Origin of the sequence: Citrobacter sp. Cpa228 (assembly GCF_030333085.1) — a bacterium.
In the GTDB taxonomy this organism is placed as follows: Bacteria; Pseudomonadota; Gammaproteobacteria; order Enterobacterales; family Enterobacteriaceae; genus Citrobacter; species Citrobacter pasteurii.
The window spans coordinates 221,420-242,506 of the sequence record NZ_JAOWGQ010000055.1 but is presented as its reverse complement, the minus strand read 5'-3'; the positions used below and the strand labels follow the sequence as shown (position 1 = coordinate 242,506).

Here is a 21,087-nt window from a genome sequence, read left to right as displayed (position 1 = left end):
GGGGGTCATCCGATCATTGCCTGATGGCGCTACGCTTATCAGGCCTACAAACACCCGCCCACGTGGGCCGGATAAGACACCTCCGTGTCGCCATCCGGCACAATCTCCTGCAATTATTATTTTGTCGCCTTCTGGAACAAAGTGTCCCACATCTCTTTCACTAACGCCTGGTCACGCGGCGAGAGTTCGCCCGCGCTGATGGCTTTCTCCAGACTGCTGGTCACATTGGCGTACAATGCCTCAGCGGAATGGTCCTCACCACCGTCCAGTTCAGCAACGGCCAGCGTCAGGTGCCCACGCAAATAACCACTGGCAAACAACTCATCATCGCTGGCGTGCTCTACCATATCGTCGATTAATGCCAGAATGCGTGATTCAAACTCCGCGATCATCTTCTTTCCTCATTGTAAACGTGGCATAGGCGTCAGTTGAGCGCTTCGGGCCACGGGAATTGTTCCGCCTTAAGTTCAGGCGTGTGATAATAATTCTGTAGTGCGTTAATGAAACGCGCCGGGCGTTCGGGGATCCCCTTATCCAGATACTCCATCACCTGGGCATGAACACGGCGCTGGAATACCACGCGATCCGGTTCAAAGTCCCCTTCCAGGTTGTCGCAACTGACGTTAAACGGGTAGCCCGCCGCCATGCAAAACAGCCAGTCAAACGCCTGCGGCTTCACTTCCACATCTTCAAACTGGCATTGCGTCTTCGCGTCGCGCCCATCGGGGCAGTACCAGTAACCGAAATCGACCAGCTCACGACGCGCCTTACCGGCGATGCACCAGTGTGAGATTTCGTGTAACGCGCTGGCGTAATAACCATGCGCAAAAACGATACGGTGATACGGTAATTCCGCATCAGCAGGAAGATAGATCGGTTCGTCGTCGCCTTTAATCAGACGGGTATTAAATTCATCGGCAAAACAGCCGTTAAAAATCTCAATTAACTGTTCGTAGTGATGGGTATTATTCATTAGTTCATCCCCAGCCAGTGGAGAATCTCCTGTCCATGATTATCATAAAGTAGCTTGGCACTCATCACGGCGGAGACGATGACAATCATTGGCCGAATGAGTTTTTGTCCTTTGCTGAGCACCAGCCGTGAGCCCATCCGTGCGCCAATAAACTGGCCAATGAGCATCACAAATCCGGTCGCCCAAATCACTTTGCCGCCGAGAGCAAACAACAGCAGCCCACCGATATTCGAAGTGGCATTTAATACTTTGGCGTGGGCCGTCGATTTCGCCAGGTTATAGCCACACAGCATGACAAAGGCCAGCGCGTAGAACGACCCCGCCGCCGGGCCAAAAAAGCCATCGTAAAAGCCGACGCAGCCCCCGGCCACCAGCGCGAAAGGCAAACCATGCAATCGACGCTGTCGGTCCTCTTCCCCCACTTTCGGCATTAACAGAAAGTAGAGGCCAATACAGATAACCAGTACTGGCAGGATCTGGCGCAAAATGTCTGACTGCACGTGCTGAACCAGCAGCGCGCCGCTCATTGACCCAATAAAGGTCATAAAGATATTGAGCTTTTGATCCGCCAGGTTAACCACACCCCGGCGAATAAAATAGAGGGAAGAAGAGATAGATCCCCCGCAGGCCTGCAATTTATTGGTGGCAAGCGCTTGCGCGGGTGGCATCCCGGCCGCCATCAACGCGGGGATGGTGAGCAAGCCACCGCCCCCCGCCAGAGAATCAATAAAACCTGCCAGCATTGCCACAAAAAAAAGAACGCCCAGCAACAGCGGAGACACCATAAACAGAGAGGCAAAATTATCCATTAAAGTACATGCTCATCCAGCAGCGCCTGGCAGGAAGGCGGCAACGGCGGCGGTGTCTTCTTCTCAGGCTTGGTGGTTCCAGGTTTTGGAGGTTCGAACCAGCTTTGCAGCTCCGCGCCACAGCCGTCACCCGGTGGCGGTAACGGTTGATCTTCGCACTCAAGACTGTCGGCAGGACAACGTAACCGGACGTGCATATGCGCACGGTGCTGGAACCACGGCCGCACTTTACGCAACCAGTCCCTGTCGGTCCCTGCATCCAGACAAAGTTGTTGCTTAATCGCCGGATTCACGAAAATACGCGTTACTTCATTATCTTTTGCCGCCAGCCTTACCAGGCTGAAAATCTCCGGCTTCCACAGAGACGGCACAACCCGCTTGCCATCCTGTGAGACCAGATCTAACGCCTGAGGCCGCAGGAGTTGTGACTGAGTCCAGCGCGTTTTCGGCAGTTGCAGGAAAATATCCACATCCAGTCCCGTCTGGTGGCTGGCGTGACCGCCATTGAATCGCCCACCGGCCGGCATGCCCATATCACCGATTAACACCGTGCCCAGCCCCAAATTATTGGCCTGATTACTCAGACGCTGGATAAACATCACCAGATCCGGATGACCAAAGTAACGACGCTGATCGGTGCGCATCACCTGATAGTGTTCTGACTGTACAGGCAGCGTATCTGCGCCAACAATACAGCCATTGGAAAACGCGCCGATAGACTGCGCGCTGCCTGCAACCGGGTGGGTAATTTTCTGCCAGGGCGTCGCCGCCAGACAGGCGGTACTGGCAAACAGAGCCAGCGCCGCAAGTGCCGTTTTTTTCATTTTTACCAGCGTGGAATATCGGTCTTCACATCCGCATTTTGCGCCCGCTGACGCAACAGGTGATCCATCAACACGATCGCCAGCATTGCTTCAGCGATCGGTACGGCGCGGATCCCAACACACGGATCGTGACGACCTTTAGTGATCATGTCGACTTCTTCACCAAAGCGGTTGATAGTACGCCCAGGCACAGTGATGCTGGACGTCGGTTTCAGCGCCATATGGGCAATGATTTGTTGCCCGCTGCTGATCCCGCCCAGAATGCCGCCCGCATGGTTGCTCTGGAAACCTTCTTTGGTGATCTCATCGCGGTTCTGACTGCCGCGCAGCGCTACAACGTCAAATCCGTCGCCAATCTCAACGCCCTTAACGGCGTTAATGCTCATCAGCGCATGGGCGATGTCGGCATCCAGACGATCGAATACAGGTTCGCCGAGACCCGCAGGTACTCCGCTTGCAACCACGGTCACTTTTGCCCCGATGGAGTCACCCTCCTTCTTCAGCCCGCGCATCAGTTCGTCCAGCGCGCCGATTTTATCCGGGTCTGGACAAAAGAACGGGTTAAGCTCCACCTGAGACCAGTCTTTGATCTCCAGCGGAATATCCCCCATCTGCGTCAGACAGCCGCGAATTTCAACGCCGAATTTTTCCGCCAGATATTTTTTGGCTATCGCGCCAGCCGCCACGCGCATTGCCGTTTCACGTGCGGATGAACGTCCGCCGCCCCGGTAGTCGCGCAGGCCATATTTCTGCTCATAGGTATAGTCAGCGTGTCCTGGACGGAAAACATCCTTAATCGCGCCGTAATCCTGTGAACGTTGATCGGTATTTTCGATCAGCAAGCCAATGCTGGTGCCGGTAGTAACACCCTCAAACACGCCGGAGAGGATTTTCACCTGATCCGGCTCACGGCGCTGCGTAGTGTAACGTGAAGTACCAGGACGACGTCTGTCGAGATCGTGCTGCAGGTCAGCTTCTGTCAGAGAAATGCCCGGCGGAACACCATCGACAATACAACCGAGCGCCAGCCCGTGTGATTCGCCGAAAGTGGTTACGCGAAAGAGTTGCCCAATTGTGTTTCCTGCCATCACGGCTCCGTTATGCGTGTTGTGTATGTGCGTGCGCGTGTAGTTAGTCTTTATAAATGCTGAAGTGCTCGCGAGCAGCAACTAACTGCTCTTTGGTCAGCATGAATACACCGTCTCCACCATTGTCGAATTCCAGCCAGGTAAACGGCACATCAGGGTATTGCTCTATCAGATGTACCATGCTGTTTCCGACTTCACAAATCAGAATACCGTTATCTGACAGGTAGTCCGGGGCGTTACCCAAAATGCGGCGAGTCAGCTTCAGTCCATCACTACCGGATGCCAGACCCAGTTCAGGCTCATGACGGTATTCATTCGGCAGGTCCGACATGTCTTCCGCATCAACATACGGCGGGTTAGTGACAATCAGGTCATACTGGATTTTCACCAGATCGCGGAACAGGTCGGAACGGATTGGCGTGACGTGATGAATCAGGCCGTGCTCTTCAATATTGTGTTCGGTCACCGCCAGCGCGTCAGTGGAGATATCCACCGCATCAACTTCAGCTTCCGGGAAGGCATACGCACAGGCGATAGCAATACAGCCGCTGCCGGTGCACATATCGAGGATATGCTGCGGCTGCTCATTAATCAGGCCCGCAAAGCGGTTATTGATAAGCTCGCCAATCGGTGAACGCGGAACCAGCACGCGCTCATCAACATAGAATTCATGCCCGCAGAACCAGGCTTTGTTGGTCAAGTAAGCCACCGGAATACGCTCGTTGACGCGGCGAATCACGCGTTCAACAATACGATGGCGCTCGCTGGAGGTCAGACGCGCAGTGCGCATATCTTCTGGGATATCCAGCGGCAAATAAAGCGACGGCAGCACCAGCTGTACGGCCTCGTCCCATGGGTTATCCGTGCCATGCCCATACCAGATATTCGCCGCGCTAAAACGGCTGACCGCCCAACGCAACATGTCCTGAATGGTATGCAGTTCACTCACGGCTTCATCGACGAAAATTTTATCCACGTATTTCTCCAGGGCATGCTCGCATTAAATTCGGCGGCTAGTTTGCCACGAAGACGGCGATAAATCAGCATTCACGCGGAGCCTGAGCGCGAAAATTGCGTTTTAAGCGATCGGATGCCCGTCGAGTCGGGTTAAACTAAGGGAAAATAAAAGATGAGACACTCGAATGAAAAAGAAAACATCGCTCAGCGAGGAGGATCAGACGCTGTTTCGCCAGCTGATGACCGGCACCCGGCAAATTAAGCAGGACACTATTGTTCATCGGCCGCCACGTAAAAAAATTGCCGAGGTTCCGGTTAAAAGACTGCTACAGGAGCAGGCTGATGCCAGCCACTATTTCTCGGATGAGTTTCAGCCGCTGCTGAATACGGACGGCCCGGTAAGATACCTGCGTGCCGACGTCAGCCATTTCGAACTGAAGAAAATGCGCCGTGGTGATTACTCCCCGGAGCTGTTTCTCGATCTGCATGGGCTGACCCAGCAGCAGGCCAAACAGGAGTTAGGCGCGCTGATTGCCGCCTGTCGTCGTGAGCATGTGTTTTGCGCCTGCGTAATGCATGGCCACGGGAAGCATATTCTTAAGCAGCAAACACCGCTCTGGCTGGCACAACATCCGCATGTGATGGCCTTCCATCAGGCACCGAAAGAGTACGGTGGTGATGCCGCGCTGCTGGTACTGATCGAAGTGGAAGAGTGGTTGCCGCCTGAACTCCCCTGATGCAGGAAACAGAAAGAGCCGCATTTGCGGCTCTTTGATTTTCCGGATGGCAGCTGTGCCTTATCCGATACCAACCTTTTCAAATCGCTTTTGCCATTTTCAGGTTACACGGGCTCATCTGCCAGTTAAAAGTACCCTTCCCGCTCTCATCAAGCGTTACGCTGGCAATCGCTGATGTGGTAAACATCGGCGGTGTTTCACCTGGGCAAAGCTCAGACACCAGATACCCCACTAAAGGCAAGTGAGAGATAACCAGTGCCGTGGCGATACCTTCATTGGCCAGAGCCTGTAAATAGGCACTGACCAGACCGACATCGCCGCAGGGAGTCAGCTCCGGCAAAACATCCACACTGGCTGGCAGGTTCATACACTCTCCCACCACGTCCAGCGTCTGTTCGGCTCGTAGGAACGGGCTCACCAGAACACGTTCGATATCCACTTTTTGACCTTTAAGCCAGTTCGCCATCAGGCGAGATTCGTCACAACCACAAGAGGTTAAAGGACGAACCGAATCACTGGCGGCATCGAGGGCCGCGTCGCCGTGACGCATGATAAAAACTTGCATATTGCACCGCTTTTGTTAACCAGAATCACCAACACCTTTATTCACAGCCCCTATTGACCGTGGTAACGATGTGGTGGCCGGCATTGTGCCTTATCCATTCACCGAATGAAACGCTGTTTTTTACCTCAACGGCGTAAGTATAGTCAATCTCTGTTTACATTTTGAGCGCGACCCATACATTCAGTGCGGATTCATCCTACCTTTGACCTCATGAATTCAGGTCAGTTTCCCCGATATCCCAGAATCTTTCACCACGTTCCGCCATCTGCAATAACTGTTCACACGGTGTAAACCGTGAACCATATTGCGTGGACAGTCGTTGCAGAACCGCAACCACCTCACCCGCACCGAGAGAATCCATATACCGGAACGGGCCGCCGAGGAATGGCGGAAAACCAATACCAAATACAGCGCCGATATCACCATCACGTGCGCTGCGGACGACCTGCTCACCAAAACAGCGTGCTGCTTCGTTAAGCATTAACATGACACACCGCTCTGCAATTTGCTGGGCTGCGAGTTGGCCCTGACCCTGGACGCCAATAAACGTATAAATTGCGGGGTCGACCTGTTTTTTGCTTTTACGCCCTTTCGCGCCATAAAGATAGAAACCCCGACCATTTTTTCTGCCTTTGCGATCGTCATTCAAAATTGAAGCAACAACATTTGCAGGCGCGCTAAAACGTTCTCCATAGGCGGCCTCAAGCACTGGTATAATTTTAGTGCCCGTATCAATTCCGACCTCATCCAAAAGTTGGATTGGCCCTACCGGAAAACCAAACTTAACCAGCGCGGCATCAATCGTGTCGACACGTTCGCCTTCAGTCAGCATGCGAATCGCTTCGTTGATGTAAGGCGCTAAAATACGGTTAACGTAAAAGCCAGCCTTATCCTGGACAACAATCGGCGTTTTGCCTTGTTTTTTCGCTAACTTAACGGTTGTGGCAATCGTCTGCTCAGAGGTTGTTGCATGCGGAATCACTTCCACAAGTGGCATTTTTTCTACCGGGCTAAAGAAGTGCAGACCAATTACCTGTTCAGGTCTGGCTGCGTTCGCCGCAATATCGCCAATTGGCAAAGACGAGGTGTTAGACGCAAAAATGGTATGAGTGGCACAGTTCTGCTCAATTTCTGCCACCATCTGTTGTTTTAATGACAGATCTTCGAATACCGCTTCAATAATCAGATCGCGATGAGCAAAACCGCGATAATCGGTGGTTCCCGAAATCAGCGCCAGCTGTTTATCACGCTCGCTCGCTTTAATATGACGGCGGCGAACCTTCGTTTCAAGCTGCTCCCAGCTGTACTTCAGCGCGTGGTTGATTCCCTTAGCGTTAATATCTTTGATGCGCACCGGCAAGCCACCTTTACAGGCCGTGACGTAAGCAATACCGCCGCCCATCAGGCCACCGCCCAAAATACCGACGCTATTCAGCGGGCCGGGCTTCGCTTCGCTACCGGGATCTTTTTTCACGTCGGTGTTGGCAAAAAAGATGTTCCGTAGCGCCTTAGACTGCGAAGTCATCGCCAGCTCGCCAAACGCGCGGGCTTCCGCCTCATAGCCGCTGCTGCTGCCCTGCGCGAGACCGGTTTCGATGACCTCAAGAATACGATCCGTCGCAGGGTAGTTGCCCAGCGTTTTTTGCGCCGTCTTTTTACTGACCATACGAAACAGCAGCGCACGTCCCAGCGGCCCCGCCAACACGCGTTCACGTACGGGCAGAACCCGGTGCGCCGAACTGTCTTTTTTGGCCAGTTCTACAGCCGCTTCCAGCAAAATGGCCTGTGGTACTACTTCATCCACCAACCCCACTTTTAGCGCCTGTTTTGCCCGGAGCTGTTTTCCTGTCAGGATCATATCCAGTGCAGTACTGACACCAATAAGGCGGGGCAATCGCTGGGTGCCACCGGAACCGGGAAGCAGGCCTAACTGCACTTCCGGTAAACCCAGCACGGTTTTAGCATCATCGGTACAAATACGGTTGTGGCACGCCAGTGCCATTTCCAGGCCACCGCCCAGACAGGCACCATGAATAGCGGCAACAACCGGGATCGGCAATGCATTAATTTCCGCCATGATCTGCTGCCCCTGACGGGCCAGCGTTTCAGCTTCCTGTGCGCTGCGACAACTACCAATCATGTTGATATCCGCCCCGGCGATAAAGTTATCGGGTTTCGCCGAAATAAACACCACGCCGCGCAATGCTTTGTTGTCGCGAATTTGTTTCAGAATGGCCCGAACCTGGGAAGCGAACTCCGCTTTCAGGGTATTCATTTTCTCGCCGGGCACATCAATGGAGACAACGGCGACGTTATCCAGACGCACGTTGAGCGTAAAAGCCGATGTCATTTCCATTATTCTGCCTCCAGAACCATTGCCGCACCCAGACCACCCGCCGCACAGGCTGTCACTAAACCAAACCCACCGCCACGACGGCGTAGTTCATGGAGGGTTTGAGTGATCATGCGTGCACCGGTGGCGGCGAATGGGTGCCCATAGGCAATTGAGCCACCCAGCACGTTAAATTTACTGTCATCGACTTCGCCAGTGGCGTGGGAGCGCCCAAGCACTTCGCGGGCAAAACGCTCGCTGCCCAGCAACTGGAGGTTCGCCAGCGTTTGTGCGGCAAAGGCTTCATGCATATCAATAAGCGTTAAATCCGCCATGGTTAACCCTGCGCGCTCCAGGGCAAGCGGTGTCGACCACGCCGGCCCCAGCAGCATGTCCTGCCAGACATCGATGCCGGTGAAGGCAAAACTACGCAGGTATCCCAGCGGCACCAGCCCCAGTTCTTTCGCGCGCGACTCCGTCATCATAATCACGGCGGCTGCGCCATCCGTCAGCGGGGTGCTGTTGGCCGCGGTAACGGTACCGTGTTTTCTGTCAAATGCCGGACGCAGTTTGGCGTAATCCGCCAGCGTAGAGTTACCACGAATATTGTTATCTTCTGAAAAAGGATCTTTAAAGGGGGGGATGTAGGTCGTCATCACCTCATCTGCCAGTTTTCCTTCAGCCCACGCCTGAGCTGCTCGCTGATGAGAACGGTGCGCCAGCGCATCCTGCTGCTCACGCGTGATGCCATAAGTTTTAGCCATTTGCTCGGCGGTATCTCCCATGCGTAAACCGGTGGAATATTCAGCCACTGCAGGTGGCACAGGCATCAGGTCGCGCAAGCGTAGCCGGGCAAAGAGCTTCAGACGTTGCCCGGTTGTGCGGGCTTTATTGACATCCACCAGTACTCGCGCCAGCTTTTTGCTGACGCCAATAGGCAGAACGGAAGAGGAGTCTGCGCCACCGGCAATCCCAGCACGAATAGTACCGGCCATCAGGCTTTCAGCGACATTCGCCACGGCCTGAAAGCTGGTTGCACAAGCCCGGCTTACGCTGTAAGCATCTGTATGCACATTCATCCCGGTTCCCAGAACGATTTCCCGGGCAATGTTGGGGGCTTCCGGCATTTGCACCACCTGGCCAAAAACCAGCTGTTCAATCACATCAGCAGGTATTTCGCTGCGGGCCAGCAATTCACCAACAACCATTTTTCCCAAATCAACGGCGGGAATGCCATGAAACGCGGTAGCCTGACGAGCAAATGGCGTACGCAATCCGCTCACGATGGCGATACGGTCGCCCTGGCGGGTAACCAGCGGTAAAGCCTGACTCATAACACTCCCCTGTAAAAAATAATAATAAGTGGTCTGACCTGATCACAGTCTTAACCAATTTTTTACATTTAGCCAAGCGGGGAGAAAAGAAAGTGAGAGCTATGACACAGTGAATAGTCACTGACTGTTACGAAAATGCCCTTGCCACCTGGTGGCAAGGGCATGAGCAGAAGGGATTAACGCAGGCCCAGCTGGAAAATCAGCGTTTCAGCTTCACAGGCAAAAACAAAATCGATATCCAGACGCACACCCTCTGACTCTTCAGTGAAAGTCGGGGTGATTTTGCAAGGTTCAGATTCCACGCTACGTGCCTTCTCAGTCAGAGCGGCCAGCGTTTCTTCTGCCTCTGCGCGATTCGCGAACACGCGGCTGTAGGAAGCGGTGCAATCGGAGTTGTCCATGATGGTGCCAACATCCATACAGCAGCAAACCGGGGTTTCATCAGCACTGCATTTACTCATTGTAGATTTCCTCTGTATTCGCACCCGAGGTGCCAGATAAACGATAGGGACATTTTACGCTCCCATTATTCGCCTCTCCAGTCGTTAATTGTGCGAAATGAGATAAGTGACAGAAATCACACTTAAAAATGATCTAAAACAAAAATCGCCCAAACAGGTGAGTGCGTACACCCGCAATTTTGCCAGCTGGATCGCGTTTCTTAGATCAGAATTGAAAATATTTATAAACATACTTGCAACATTCTGGCTGGTCAGACCTATACTCTCGCCACTGGTCTGATTTCTATGTGGTACCTCAGACCCTACACTTCGCGCTCCTGTTACGGCATGTAACATAGTTTGTATAAAAATAAATCTATGAGGTTATGGTCATGAGCCAGAAAACCCTGTTTACAAAGTCTGCTCTCGCAGTCGCAGTGGCAATTATCTCCACACAGGCCTGGTCTGCAGGCTTTCAGTTAAACGAATTTTCTTCCTCTGGCCTTGGCCGGGCATATTCGGGTGAAGGCGCTATTGCAGATGATGCTGGTAACGCCAGTCGTAACCCTGCGTTGATCATGATGTTTGATCGCCCTACTTTCTCTGCGGGTGCGATTTTCGTTGACCCGGATGTCGATATTTCCGGGCGTTCGCGCATTGGTAATGACGCCAGCCAGGATAATATCGCCCCAACCGCCTGGATACCGAACGTGCACTTTGTTGCCCCGATTAACGATCAGTTTGGTTGGGGGGCGTCAGTTACCTCTAATTATGGTCTGGCAACGGAGTTTAACAATAATTATGCAGCCGGCTCGATGGGCGGAAAAACCGATCTGGAAACGCTGAACTTAAACCTGAGCGGCGCCTACCGTCTGAATAATCATTTTAGCTTCGGCCTCGGTTTTAACGCCGTCTATGCCAAAGCGAAGCTTGAGCGTTATGCAGGCGATCTGCCGCAGCAGATCGTTGCAGGCTCTGGTGGCCGGGTTCCTCCCGCACTGGCCGCACAATACCCGGCAGATACGCAGATTGCGCGCCTGAAGGGTGACGAATGGGGCTTCGGCTGGAACGCCGGTATTCTTTATGAAGTGGATAAAGATAACCGTTACGGTTTCACCTACCGTTCGGAAGTAAAAGTTGACTTCGACGGTGATTACCGCAGCAGCCTGCCATCAATGGACCGTATTCCTGCGCAGTTGCGCCCGGTGTTCGCTAGCCTGCCTGCTGGCACTAACGGCAACACAATCGACGGATCACTTGATCTGAATCTGCCAGAAATGTGGGAGTTCTCAGGTTATAACCGCGTTGCACCACAGTGGGCGGTTCACTACAGCATGGCATATACCAGTTGGAGTCAGTTCCAGGAACTTAAAGCGAAAGGCAGCAACGGCCAGACGCTGTTCTATAAAGAAGAAGGTTTCAAAGACTCTTACCGCATCGCGCTGGGTACTACCTACTACTACGATGATACCTGGACATTCCGTACCGGTATCGCCTTCGATGATAGCCCGGTTCCAGCTAACCGCCGTTCCATCTCTATTCCGGATCAGGATCGCTTCTGGCTGAGTGCGGGTACAACCTACGCGTTTAATAAAGATGCTTCATTGGATGTCGGCATTTCTTATATGCACGGTCAGAAAGTGAAATTCGAAGAAGGCCCATACTCCTTCGAATCAGAAGGGAAAGCCTGGCTGTACGGTATGAACCTGAACTACGCATTCTGATTTTCATCAAACGTAAAAAAGGTGAGCTTTTTAGCTCACCTTTTTATTTGCTTCAATTCCTTACTCAGAATCGATCTCTTTTAACTCATCCTGAATATCTTTTGCGTTCGGGTTTTCTTCTGGTTTGAGTTTACCGCCATTCGCAATAAAGTCATGGCGCTGGAAGTAAGCTTCACGCACCATGATGTAAGGATCTGAGGATTGACGCAGCAGACCGTCAGAATCGAGCAGTTGCGCACGCGTTTCAATTCCTTCAACCGTCCATTTACCTATCGACAACGGCCAGGTTAACCAGGACAGAACCGGATACAGCGTATCCACCATATCGCCGCCATCATCACGCAGCGTGAAGCTGCCGTAGAACGGAAGCTGCATATATGGACCGTAACCGACATCATAATGGCCTAATGTGCTGCCGAAGCGGTGTGGTTCAACACGCTGCAACTTCGGATTCGCCATCCCCGCCACATCAATAAACCCGCCCATACCTAACAAGGTGTTGAGGAAGAAACGGGTAAAATGCACCATCCCCTGATAGGGATCGCCTTGCAGAAAATAGTTAACCATGACAGCCGGTTCTTCAAGGTTGCCAGTAAAGTTGCTCAAACCATTACGGGCCGGCTGCGGAACATAATCACGCCAGGCTACAGCCACCGGGCGAACAACGTATGGATCCAACACATTAAAGTTGAAGTTGTACATGGTGCGGTTGAACCCTTCAAATGGGTCCGAACGCCCCTGCTGTTCAGTACCGGAGCTCGCACACCCCACCAAAAGTGTGGTTCCCAGCGCAAGCGCCGACAGGCGAAGCTTCATAAGTGTCTCCCTGTGTATTATGGCTATCGCTGATTGCCATCCATGACGGAACGATGATGTATCCGCCTGATTAGATGTGAGCGATTGTAACAGCACGTCAATCGATGTCTATATGCCCTAACTTACTGATTTGATCATAGCCTGGTAATACAGGCACAGTGATGGTTCATTTTAACGAAGCCAATAAAAACATGCGTTACCATTTTTGCGATTTCAAGCTTTATCCACCAGCCTTCAAATAAAAACCGCTACGCTTTAGCAATACGTGCTTATTCAGGATCCAGGTATGAATGACATCGAAAAAGAGAAGATTGATCGCCACAGCGACGAGCTCCAGGTGGAAAGCGAAGAAAAGCGGAGCGGAAAAAAGATAGAGCTCAATGAGGACAGGCTCCCCTCACGTGCAATGGCGATCCACGAGCATATCCGCCAGGACGGAGAAAAAGAGATGGAACGTGACGCGATGGCGCTATTGTGGTCAGCCATCGCTGCCGGACTGTCAATGGGTGCATCGTTGCTGGCAAAGGGAATCTTTCACGTACAGCTGGAGGGTGTTCCCGGCGGATTTTTGCTGGAGAATCTTGGTTATACCTTCGGCTTTATTATTGTGATTATGGCCCGCCAACAGCTCTTTACGGAAAATACCGTCACCGCCGTCTTACCCGTTATGCAAAACCCTACCCTCGGCAATTTTGGTCTGTTGATGCGTCTGTGGAGCGTAGTACTACTGGGTAATATTCTCGGCACCGGGATTGCGGCATGGGCGTTTGAATACATGCCGATTTTTGATGAGGCGACCCGCGACGCTTTCGTCAAAATAGGCATGGATGTTATGAAAAATAGCCCGACGGAGATGTTTGCCAATGCCATTGTCTCCGGCTGGTTGATTGCCACAATGGTCTGGATGTTTCCCGCCGCCGGAGCCGCAAAGATTGTCGTCATTGTCCTGATGACCTGGCTGATTGCCTTAGGCGATACCACACATATCGTCGTGGGTTCAGTTGAAATTCTCTATCTGGTCTTTACTGGCACACTGCACTGGGGCGACTTTTTCTGGCCTTTTGCCTTGCCGACACTGGCCGGGAATATCTGTGGCGGGACGTTTATCTTTGCGCTGATGAGCCACGCGCAGATCCGCAACGATATGAGCAATAAACGCAAGGAAGAAGCCCGGTTGCAAGCAAAGCGGGAAGCACAACCGCAGAAAAACCAGAAAAAACAGACCTGAGTGGCGACTGTTTGAGCAGTCAGGCAGCCTGAGACTTACCGTTGGGAGTAAAAAACGCTATACTCGTGCCGCTTCGTCCCCTTAGTTAAATGGATATAACGAGCCCCTCCTAAGGGCTAGTTGCAGGTTCGATTCCTGCAGGGGACACCATCACATCTATAACGCAACGCTCTGTTTTATTTCACCATCACGGTACTTGCCATAGCCCCACACCGTTTCTCCCCCGGCGTTTAGCGCCTGAGCATTTCGCGGTACCAGACAGGAGCAAGATCGGTTTGGCAAACCCCGTATTCTGGCATCCCGTTGGACGTTAAGGTTATAATCCTGACAACGATTTTATTGGATCAGATGCAAAAATGACAAAACTCACCCTACAAGAACAGATGCTGAAAGCTGGCTTAGTCTCCAGCAAAAAAATGGCGAAAGTGCAGAGAACAGCGAAAAAATCACGCGTTCAGGCCCGTGAAGCCAGAGAAGCGGTTGAAGAGAATAAAAAAGCACAAATTGAACGGGATAAGCAGTTAAGCGATCAACAGAAACAAGCGACGCTGTCGAAAGAATACAAAGCGCAGATTAAGCAGCTTATTGAAATGAACAAAATCACCATTTCCAAAGGTGATATTGGGTATAACTTCACCGATAATAATCTGATTAAAAAAATCTACGTGGATAAGGTGACACAGGCGCAATTGATTAAAGGACGTCTGGCTATTGCCCGGCTGACTGCAGAAAGCGACCGTGACAGCGAATATGCTATTATCCCAGCCGTCGTTGCCGATAAAATTGCACAGCGCGACGACAGCTACATCGTCTTAAATTGCGAGCTGAGTCAGGAAGCGAAAGACGAAGACGATCCTTATGCTGACTTCGTCGTACCTGACGATTTAATGTGGTAAGCGAAAAATGCCGGATAATAAGTCCGGCATTTTTTCTAATAATGAGGTGACGACTCAGATGTTCATTCAATTACCCTTATCATAACCGCACCTCATCTCTCTAGAACTTATAATGCTCTTTACTTAGCCCGTATTTTCTCATCCGCAAATACAGTTTTTTACGCGGAATTTGCAGATATTCTGCCACTTCATTAATACGCCCTTGATGAATATTTAGCGCTTCGGTAATGATTTGCCGCTCATACTCTTCAACCCGGCGATCCAACGGTGTCGGTTCCGGCATGTGCAACTGCGGATTAGCGGTCTCCGCCAATGGCAGCAACCCAACGGCAAAAAGCTCTGCGGCGTTTGCCAGCTCTCGCACATTACTTAACCACACACGACGTCGCATGCCTTTTAGCAATTCCCCGTCGACCTCCGGAATGGGGTGGTTCAGACGCAGACAGGCTTTTTGCAGGTAATGGCGAAATAGCGGTTCAATATCGTCCGGGCGCATGGATAGAGGCTGGCAGGCGATTTGTGTCATGGCGAAACAGTAATAGAGTTCGGCCACGATCTGGTTTGTTGCCGCCAGCTCCACCAGCGATGTCGTGCCAACACCAATTAACCGAAAAGGACGCCGCTCCTGACTTTGCAGGTGAACCAACTTGTGCTGCTGCTCGCGCGTCAAACACGCTATATGGTTTAATACCAGCGTCCCACCTTGCGCTTGAGCAATCAGCTCATCGAGCTGAGCGGTGTTCCCGGCGGTAAGTTCGGCGCGGATAAACGGCCCCTGGGCGCTACGTCCCAACTGATGCAAATAACGGGCTCCCGTCATACGTCCCGTCCCGGGTTCCCCATAAAACCAGACGGCAAGATCCGTTTCTGCCAGTTGCTGCAGGCGTTGACGGTACTGATTTATCCAGTCGCTGTAGCCAACCAGCTCAACCTGCAGCTTTTGCTGGCAGTAATAACGACGGGCAATCACAGATTTTCGCTGCTGCAACGCCTGTGCAACCAGCAACAGCAGCTTGCCGGGATCGACCGGTTTTTGCAGAAAATCCCATGCCCCTTTCTTCACCGCATCCACCGCCATCGGCACATCACCATGTCCGGTAATCAGCAGGATCGGTAGCTGGTTATCATCCTGATGAAAAAGAGCCATCAGTTCGATACCGTTACAGCCAGGCATACACACATCACTCAGTACGATACCGGGCCAGTCAGCCTGTAGCCAATTTCGGGCATCGTAGGGGTTATTGCACGCGCATACCCGATAGCCTGCCTGCTCAAGCAACAAGGTGTAAGCATCAAGGACATCGGTATCATCATCAATCAGCAGAACAGAATATTCATCACTCAACATCTTCTACATCCGTCAGGTTGAATTGCAGTACCACGCAGGCATTGCGCCCCAGCGTCGACGCCAGGCGTAGCTCGCCGTTCATCTGCGTCATTAATGAGACACAAATTGATAGCCCAATACCGAGACCAACATCCTTACTGGTGGTAAACGGTTTTAATAGCGACGGTAGCAGTGCATCAGGCCAGCCGGGGCCATTATCGCTGATAAATACACACACCGTGCTGCCCTCAACCTGCCAGTGAACGTCAATCTTCGCGGCAACCGGGCAGGCATCCAGCGCATTTGCCAGTATGTTTACCAGAACTTGCTGAATTCTCACCTCATCGCCCGTAACCCACACGCGCTCAATTGGCAGCGAAAGCGTACCCTGCTGCGGTTTATGCCGCATAGCCAATAGTTCCCAGGCCGCGCTGAAGGTCTGCCGTAAATCGACCGGATGCAGCGGTGCCCCCGGCTCGGCCCGGCGTGCAAACTGTCGCAATGAGCGGATAATGGCATCGATACGGGTAATGAGTCCTTCGGCTTTGGTTAACGTGCTTCTGGCCTGCGCCAACTGCTCTTGTTCAATTGCTCTGCCCGCAGTAAACAGATACATCGACAACGCATTCAGTGGTTGATTGATTTCGTGGGCCAGCGTGGTCATGGTCTGTCCGACCACCGCCAATTTCGCCGTCTGAATCAATTCGCCCTGGGTCGCTCGCAGATCGGCCTCAATCTCCTTACGCTCTGCCACTTCCTGTTCAAGCTGACTTTTTTGCGTATTGAGCTGACCCAGCGTATGGCGCAGTAACCCTGCAATGCGCCCTAGCTCATCACGACCATAAACCGGGATCGAGGCATCGGTTCTGCCAAGACCAATTTGCACCACGGCCTGGTTGAGCGCGGTAAAACGCTTCACCAACCGTGAACGGATAAAGTAGTGGTTGAGTCCCCAGGCAAGAAGCAGCGCCAACAGCGTCGCCAGCAGAATAAGCCCACCGCTGACGCGAACAATCTGCTCCAGTCGCTGGTTAAACATCTGCATTTGTTGATGGCTACTTCCCAACTGAGCCTCAAGCAACGTTCGGAAACGTCCAAGTGTAGCTTCTCTGGCATGGCTGGCATCAACCAGCGCTTTTTGCGCCGCGACATAATCACGCATCGTATCGGGCATTTTGTTTTTCATCATCCCGATTTCCAGCAATTCGTCGATGGTTTGTCGCAACGTGATAGTACTGGGCCAGTCGTCCAGGGTGCGGATATTTTCATCCGCCGTTTTCTTCAGATTTTCCAGATAGCGAATATGATTCTCGACCAGCATGCCGTCGTCGCTACCTGACTTCAGTTCATTCAACCTGTCGCGTAAATCATCGACAATCTGGTTTTCAATTCTTGCCAGCGTGTACACCTGTTGCTGCTCATTCTGCACCTCCCTGGCGCGTTTCAGGTACAACGCCGCGTCGCCATTTTTCGCTTCAATTTGATCCAACAACGTTCCCTGCTGCCAGGTGAAATCCTGCACCAGAGAGTTCAGTTCGGTCGTGAAATCATCATGTAACCAGTCGATTCGCGCGGAAAGTTCGCTGACTTTTTCGCGTACCAGGAACATGTTGTAGAGCACCCGGTCCAGCTCGGTCATCAATGCCCGACTATCCTGCAAAATCACCGCCAGCTGTTGTTGTTCCGCGGGTTGCAATCCCCGGCTCAGCAGTTCAATTTTGTCCAGATGTTCTATGATCTGATTGCGCAATTGCAGCCGTACGGTCGTATTGGGGGCAAGCAGGAATTCATTAAGCTGATCGACAACCAGATTAAGATTCCCTTCAATCAAAAAAGCGGAATGCACGCGCGGGAAATAGTCATCGAGCGAATAGCGGATTTGCGAGCTTTGCTCATGCCAGGAATACAAACTGACACAGCTCACGCTCAGCGTCAGTAAAGCCCCCGTCAGAAAAGCCCCCCGCAAACTGCTGCTGATGCTGAGCTGACGAAGACGTTGCCATAGCGAACCGCCTTTCATTGTAGTTCTTCCAGTTTTGATATCGCCAGCCGCTGGTTTTTAAGAAACCAGAGTTGCCACTCCATCATTTGCTGTTCAGCAAAACTTTTGTTATCGAATTGAGCAAGCCAGGCTTCATCTTCGCTGCTCCTGGCGTCGATTGGGACCTGGGTTAACAGCGCTCTGATTTCGGGTAACGGGTGTTTCAGACGAGCTTCCGCACTGTACAGCGCTCGCCAGGCATCCTTAAGCTGCGCGAGGCGGAAACTGATGGCCGTATCAAACATTCGCTGGACCAGCTGTTGACGCTTCAGGATCAGACGGTAATTAAGCGGTGGCTGTTTCATCAAAATGGCCTGTTGGGCTGCACGCGGGTTATCTGCTGCCAGCGACGTTACCGGATATTTACCGGTATTCGCATCTGCAAGGATCCGCTGCCCTTCCGGGCTCAATAAATAGCGGATAAAACGTTGTGCTTCATTGGCACGCGGGCTGTTTTTCAGCACGGCTACGTAGGTCGGCGAGACCGCAGAGTGTGGAAAGTAATTAAAGGTCAGATTGGGGTCATTGAGCAGCAGATTGGCATAGTTATCAATAACCGGTCCCGCAACGCCCAATCCGCTCTTAATTTTGTCCGCAACACCAAAGCTGCGTGATGAGATGGTCACCAGGTTCCCGGCACTGGCCAGCAATGTCGCCCAACCTTCTTGCCACCCTTTTTGTTGCAGCAATGATTCAACCATCAGGTGATTGGTATCGGAGCGCGATGGGCTACTCATCAGCAGGGCATTTTGATATTTAGGATGCGTTAAATCCCCCCAGTCCGTCGGTGGAGGCAGATGTCGCGCCGTCAGTGCTGAACGATTAATCAGTAGACCAAATCCCGAGATCGCCACGGCTACAGACGTCGACCGTATTGACTCAGGCACCAGACGCTGGCTTTCCGGCAATGCATTATCAAAAGGAGCAAGTTTCTGATGCTCCTGAAGATGCTGCAGTAGCATCGGCGAAGAGGTCAAAATCAGGTCAACGTTTTCCGCATTCGCGGTATCGAGCAGTTGTTCGAGAGAAGAACTGGTGCGGTTTAGCGTGCGGATCATCACTGACCCCGGCTCCGTTTGCCAGCGCTGAATAATCCAGGCCGTTGCCCCCGGGGAAAACGTCGTCGCCATCACCAGTTCCTTCCCCTGTGCCAGACAGGTCGCCGACAGCGACATAAAACACAGTGAGAGCGCCAACAAACTACCCCGACAGAAAAGTCTGTTTGTGATCCTGCTCATAAATACCAACATCTTCAAAAAATAATATTGAGACAAAATTTACCCGTTTATCGCGACACATGGAAAAGATAAAACTGCTATCAAAATAACCAGACGGAATACGATAACAGAGATAAAGAATACCTGAAAATGTCGTTTGAATTTGTTAATACCCGCACATGCTGATGATAAAAACGCATTAAGAATAATAGCTCTGGCCTCACCATAATTCAAAAGAGTCAAAATCAGCCCCATTTTCAGCAAATTGAGTCAATAGTGACACATTTCTTCAATTTGAATTTCTTAGCCATCTATTTCACTCTTCTCTGCGAAAAATCCTGATATTCACATCAATATAAATTTAGGTGATGATATGTTATCAATATTTAAGACAGGGCCATCGGCAAATAAAGTCCCGGAAGAGAAAATTCAGGAGACTTATGGTCGATACCGCATCCAGGCGTTACTTAGCGTATTTCTTGGCTATCTTGCGTATTATATTGTACGTAATAACTTCACCCTCTCTACCCCGTACCTGAAAGAACATCTGGATCTCAGCGCAACACAGATTGGTTTACTCAGCAGTTGTATGCTAATTGCCTATGGGATCAGTAAAGGCATCATGAGCAGCCTGGCAGACAAAGCCAGCCCGAAAGTCTTTATGGCTTGCGGCCTGATCCTGTGCGCTATCGTCAACGTTGGCTTAGGGTTCAGCACCGGATTCTGGATTTTTGCCGCACTGGTGGTCTTCAACGGACTATTCCAGGGGATGGGCGTCGGTCCCTCGTTTATTACCATCGCCAACTGGTTCCCACGCAAAGAGCGCGGACGCGTTGGCGCATTCTGGAATATCTCACACAACGTCGGCGGCGGTATTGTCGCCCCTATTGTTGGCGCCGCTTTTGCAATTCTCGGCAGCGAACACTGGCAAAGCGCCAGCTATATCGTCCCAGCCTGTGTTGCGGTGCTGTTTGCTTTTATTGTTCTGATGTTGGGGAAAGGCTCACCGCGCGAAGAAGGCTTGCCTGCTCTGGAACAGATGATGCCGGAAGAAAAAGTCGTGTTGAATGCCCGGCACGTAACCCAGGCGCCGGAAAACATGAGCGCCTTTCAAATTTTTTGCACCTACGTGCTGCGTAACAAAAATGCCTGGTATGTTTCATTGGTAGATGTTTTTGTCTATATGGTGCGTTTTGGCATGATCAGTTGGTTACCGATTTATCTGTTAACTGAAAAACATTTCTCGAAAGAACAAATGAGTGTGGCGTTCCTGTTTTTCGAATGGGCCGCAATTCCTTCCACACTGCTGGCGGGCTGGTTGACCGATAAACTGTTTAAAGGTCGTCGCATGCCGTTGGCCATGATTAGTATGGCGCTGATCTTCGTCTGCCTGATCGGTTACTGGAAAAGTGAATCCCTGCTGATGGTCACTATTTTTGCCGCCATCGTCGGGTGCCTGATCTATGTGCCCCAGTTCCTGGCGTCTGTTCAGACCATGGAAATCGTCCCCAGCTTTGCCGTCGGTTCGGCGGTCGGATTACGCGGTTTTATGAGCTACATTTTTGGTGCATCGCTGGGAACCAGTCTGTTTGGTGTCATGGTCGATAAAATGGGATGGCATGGCGGTTTCTATCTGCTGATGGGCGGGATTGTCTGCTGCATACTGTTCTGCTATCTGTCCCACCGCGGAGCGCTGGAACTCGAACAACAACGAAAAAATGCCCAACAACAGGACACGGAGCTGCAGCTTGCTGATGCCAGGTAATCGGCTTTAGAGAG

The 21,087-nt window shown here is 51.8% G+C and carries 19 protein-coding genes and 1 tRNA gene; 6 read left to right on the top strand and 14 right to left on the bottom strand.

Annotation, left to right across the window (positions count from 1 at the left end; translation table 11 throughout):
* Positions 1–116 precede the first annotated feature (116 nt).
* The 6 genes from OGX91_RS19715 to prmB are packed head-to-tail and all read right to left on the bottom strand — an operon-like array spanning position 117 to position 4,670.
* On the bottom strand, positions 117–392 hold the full coding sequence (locus OGX91_RS19715) for a YfcL family protein (protein WP_005129722.1): 276 nt from the start codon (positions 390–392) through the stop codon (positions 117–119).
* 32 nt (positions 393–424) lie between these two features.
* Positions 425–973: an elongation factor P hydroxylase gene (locus OGX91_RS19710; protein ID WP_005129723.1), complete on the bottom strand. Its 549-nt coding sequence runs from the start codon at positions 971–973 to the stop codon at positions 425–427.
* Positions 973–1,782: a sulfite exporter TauE/SafE family protein gene (locus OGX91_RS19705; protein ID WP_286627224.1), complete on the bottom strand. Its 810-nt coding sequence runs from the start codon at positions 1,780–1,782 to the stop codon at positions 973–975. Before OGX91_RS19705 ends, OGX91_RS19710 begins: the two co-directional genes overlap by 1 nt.
* Positions 1,782–2,606, bottom strand: coding sequence for a penicillin-insensitive murein endopeptidase (gene mepA / locus OGX91_RS19700; RefSeq protein WP_286627223.1), 825 nt, complete (start codon positions 2,604–2,606; stop codon positions 1,782–1,784). Before mepA ends, OGX91_RS19705 begins: the two co-directional genes overlap by 1 nt.
* A gap of 2 nt (positions 2,607–2,608) precedes the next feature.
* A complete protein-coding gene (gene aroC / locus OGX91_RS19695; RefSeq protein WP_286627222.1) occupies positions 2,609–3,694 on the bottom strand; it encodes a chorismate synthase in 1,086 nt (361 codons plus the stop codon).
* A 43-nt stretch (positions 3,695–3,737) separates the two neighbouring features.
* Positions 3,738–4,670: a 50S ribosomal protein L3 N(5)-glutamine methyltransferase gene (gene prmB / locus OGX91_RS19690; protein WP_005129736.1), complete on the bottom strand. Its 933-nt coding sequence runs from the start codon at positions 4,668–4,670 to the stop codon at positions 3,738–3,740.
* Positions 4,671–4,836: 166 nt separating this feature from the next.
* Here prmB and smrB point away from each other — a divergent pair, with 166 nt between their 5' ends.
* On the top strand, positions 4,837–5,388 hold the full coding sequence (gene smrB / locus OGX91_RS19685; RefSeq protein ID WP_040231380.1) for an endonuclease SmrB: 552 nt from the start codon (positions 4,837–4,839) through the stop codon (positions 5,386–5,388).
* A 79-nt stretch (positions 5,389–5,467) separates the two neighbouring features.
* On the opposite strand, the gene sixA is transcribed toward smrB, so the two are convergent.
* The 4 genes from sixA to OGX91_RS19665 all read right to left on the bottom strand — a co-directional run bounded on the left by sixA (position 5,468) and on the right by OGX91_RS19665 (position 10,080).
* Positions 5,468–5,953, bottom strand: coding sequence for a phosphohistidine phosphatase SixA (sixA, locus tag OGX91_RS19680; RefSeq protein WP_286627221.1), 486 nt, complete (start codon positions 5,951–5,953; stop codon positions 5,468–5,470).
* A 208-nt stretch (positions 5,954–6,161) separates the two neighbouring features.
* Complete coding sequence (gene fadJ / locus OGX91_RS19675; RefSeq protein WP_286627220.1) at positions 6,162–8,309, bottom strand: fatty acid oxidation complex subunit alpha FadJ; 2,148 nt, start codon at positions 8,307–8,309, stop codon at positions 6,162–6,164.
* Positions 8,309–9,619, bottom strand: coding sequence for an acetyl-CoA C-acyltransferase FadI (gene fadI, locus OGX91_RS19670; RefSeq protein WP_005129753.1), 1,311 nt, complete (start codon positions 9,617–9,619; stop codon positions 8,309–8,311). Before fadI ends, fadJ begins: the two co-directional genes overlap by 1 nt.
* A gap of 176 nt (positions 9,620–9,795) precedes the next feature.
* The gene (locus tag OGX91_RS19665; RefSeq protein ID WP_005129756.1) at positions 9,796–10,080 is read right to left on the bottom strand and encodes a YfcZ/YiiS family protein; all 285 of its coding nucleotides are present in this window, start codon (positions 10,078–10,080) and stop codon (positions 9,796–9,798) included.
* A gap of 371 nt (positions 10,081–10,451) precedes the next feature.
* Here OGX91_RS19665 and fadL point away from each other — a divergent pair, with 371 nt between their 5' ends.
* Entirely contained in the window at positions 10,452–11,783 is a 1,332-nt protein-coding gene (fadL, locus tag OGX91_RS19660) for a long-chain fatty acid transporter FadL (protein ID WP_005129763.1), read from the top strand.
* A gap of 60 nt (positions 11,784–11,843) precedes the next feature.
* Here the strand turns inward: fadL and mlaA are convergent, their stop codons facing one another.
* Entirely contained in the window at positions 11,844–12,599 is a 756-nt protein-coding gene (gene mlaA, locus OGX91_RS19655; protein WP_005129765.1) for a phospholipid-binding lipoprotein MlaA, read from the bottom strand.
* Positions 12,600–12,885: 286 nt separating this feature from the next.
* Here mlaA and OGX91_RS19650 point away from each other — a divergent pair, with 286 nt between their 5' ends.
* From OGX91_RS19650 to OGX91_RS19640, 3 genes are all read left to right on the top strand, one after another.
* Entirely contained in the window at positions 12,886–13,827 is a 942-nt protein-coding gene (locus OGX91_RS19650; protein WP_005129767.1) for a formate/nitrite transporter family protein, read from the top strand.
* Positions 13,828–13,902: 75 nt separating this feature from the next.
* A tRNA-Arg gene (locus tag OGX91_RS19645) sits at positions 13,903–13,977 on the top strand.
* A gap of 206 nt (positions 13,978–14,183) precedes the next feature.
* Entirely contained in the window at positions 14,184–14,723 is a 540-nt protein-coding gene (locus tag OGX91_RS19640; protein ID WP_040231426.1) for a DUF2058 domain-containing protein, read from the top strand.
* A 100-nt stretch (positions 14,724–14,823) separates the two neighbouring features.
* Here OGX91_RS19640 and pgtA read toward each other — a convergent pair whose 3' ends face one another.
* From pgtA to pgtC, 3 genes are read right to left on the bottom strand one after another with little or no spacing between them, the layout of a single operon-like run.
* Entirely contained in the window at positions 14,824–16,071 is a 1,248-nt protein-coding gene (gene pgtA / locus OGX91_RS19635) for a two-component system response regulator PgtA (protein ID WP_286627219.1), read from the bottom strand.
* Positions 16,061–18,070 carry a two-component system sensor histidine kinase PgtB gene (pgtB, locus tag OGX91_RS19630; RefSeq protein WP_286627218.1) on the bottom strand — a complete coding sequence of 670 codons (2,010 nt, stop codon included), beginning with the start codon at positions 18,068–18,070 and terminating at the stop codon, positions 16,061–16,063. The genes pgtA and pgtB overlap by 11 nt, the downstream gene beginning before the upstream one ends.
* On the bottom strand, positions 18,067–19,266 hold the full coding sequence (gene pgtC / locus OGX91_RS19625; protein WP_137378438.1) for a phosphoglycerate transport regulator PgtC: 1,200 nt from the start codon (positions 19,264–19,266) through the stop codon (positions 18,067–18,069). Before pgtC ends, pgtB begins: the two co-directional genes overlap by 4 nt.
* 415 nt (positions 19,267–19,681) lie before the next feature.
* On the opposite strand from pgtC, the gene pgtP reads away from it, so the two are divergent.
* Positions 19,682–21,073, top strand: coding sequence for a phosphoglycerate transporter PgtP (gene pgtP / locus OGX91_RS19620; RefSeq protein ID WP_286627217.1), 1,392 nt, complete (start codon positions 19,682–19,684; stop codon positions 21,071–21,073).
* Positions 21,074–21,087 lie beyond the last annotated feature (14 nt).

Coding starts and splice junctions, on each gene's coding strand:
- OGX91_RS19715 (WP_005129722.1), bottom strand. CDS start 392: ATGATCGCGGAGTTTGAATCACGCATTCTGGCATTAATCGACGATATG.
- OGX91_RS19710 (WP_005129723.1), bottom strand. CDS start 973: ATGAATAATACCCATCACTACGAACAGTTAATTGAGATTTTTAACGGC.
- OGX91_RS19705 (WP_286627224.1), bottom strand. CDS start 1,782: ATGGATAATTTTGCCTCTCTGTTTATGGTGTCTCCGCTGTTGCTGGGC.
- mepA (WP_286627223.1), bottom strand. CDS start 2,606: ATGAAAAAAACGGCACTTGCGGCGCTGGCTCTGTTTGCCAGTACCGCC.
- aroC (WP_286627222.1), bottom strand. CDS start 3,694: ATGGCAGGAAACACAATTGGGCAACTCTTTCGCGTAACCACTTTCGGC.
- smrB (WP_040231380.1), top strand. CDS start 4,837: ATGAAAAAGAAAACATCGCTCAGCGAGGAGGATCAGACGCTGTTTCGC.
- sixA (WP_286627221.1), bottom strand. CDS start 5,953: ATGCAAGTTTTTATCATGCGTCACGGCGACGCGGCCCTCGATGCCGCC.
- fadJ (WP_286627220.1), bottom strand. CDS start 8,309: ATGGAAATGACATCGGCTTTTACGCTCAACGTGCGTCTGGATAACGTC.
- fadI (WP_005129753.1), bottom strand. CDS start 9,619: ATGAGTCAGGCTTTACCGCTGGTTACCCGCCAGGGCGACCGTATCGCC.
- OGX91_RS19665 (WP_005129756.1), bottom strand. CDS start 10,080: ATGAGTAAATGCAGTGCTGATGAAACCCCGGTTTGCTGCTGTATGGAT.
- fadL (WP_005129763.1), top strand. CDS start 10,452: ATGAGCCAGAAAACCCTGTTTACAAAGTCTGCTCTCGCAGTCGCAGTG.
- mlaA (WP_005129765.1), bottom strand. CDS start 12,599: ATGAAGCTTCGCCTGTCGGCGCTTGCGCTGGGAACCACACTTTTGGTG.
- OGX91_RS19650 (WP_005129767.1), top strand. CDS start 12,886: ATGAATGACATCGAAAAAGAGAAGATTGATCGCCACAGCGACGAGCTC.
- OGX91_RS19640 (WP_040231426.1), top strand. CDS start 14,184: ATGACAAAACTCACCCTACAAGAACAGATGCTGAAAGCTGGCTTAGTC.
- pgtA (WP_286627219.1), bottom strand. CDS start 16,071: ATGTTGAGTGATGAATATTCTGTTCTGCTGATTGATGATGATACCGAT.
- pgtB (WP_286627218.1), bottom strand. CDS start 18,070: ATGAAAGGCGGTTCGCTATGGCAACGTCTTCGTCAGCTCAGCATCAGC.
- pgtC (WP_137378438.1), bottom strand. CDS start 19,266: ATGTCGCTGTCGGCGACCTGTCTGGCACAGGGGAAGGAACTGGTGATG.
- pgtP (WP_286627217.1), top strand. CDS start 19,682: ATGTTATCAATATTTAAGACAGGGCCATCGGCAAATAAAGTCCCGGAA.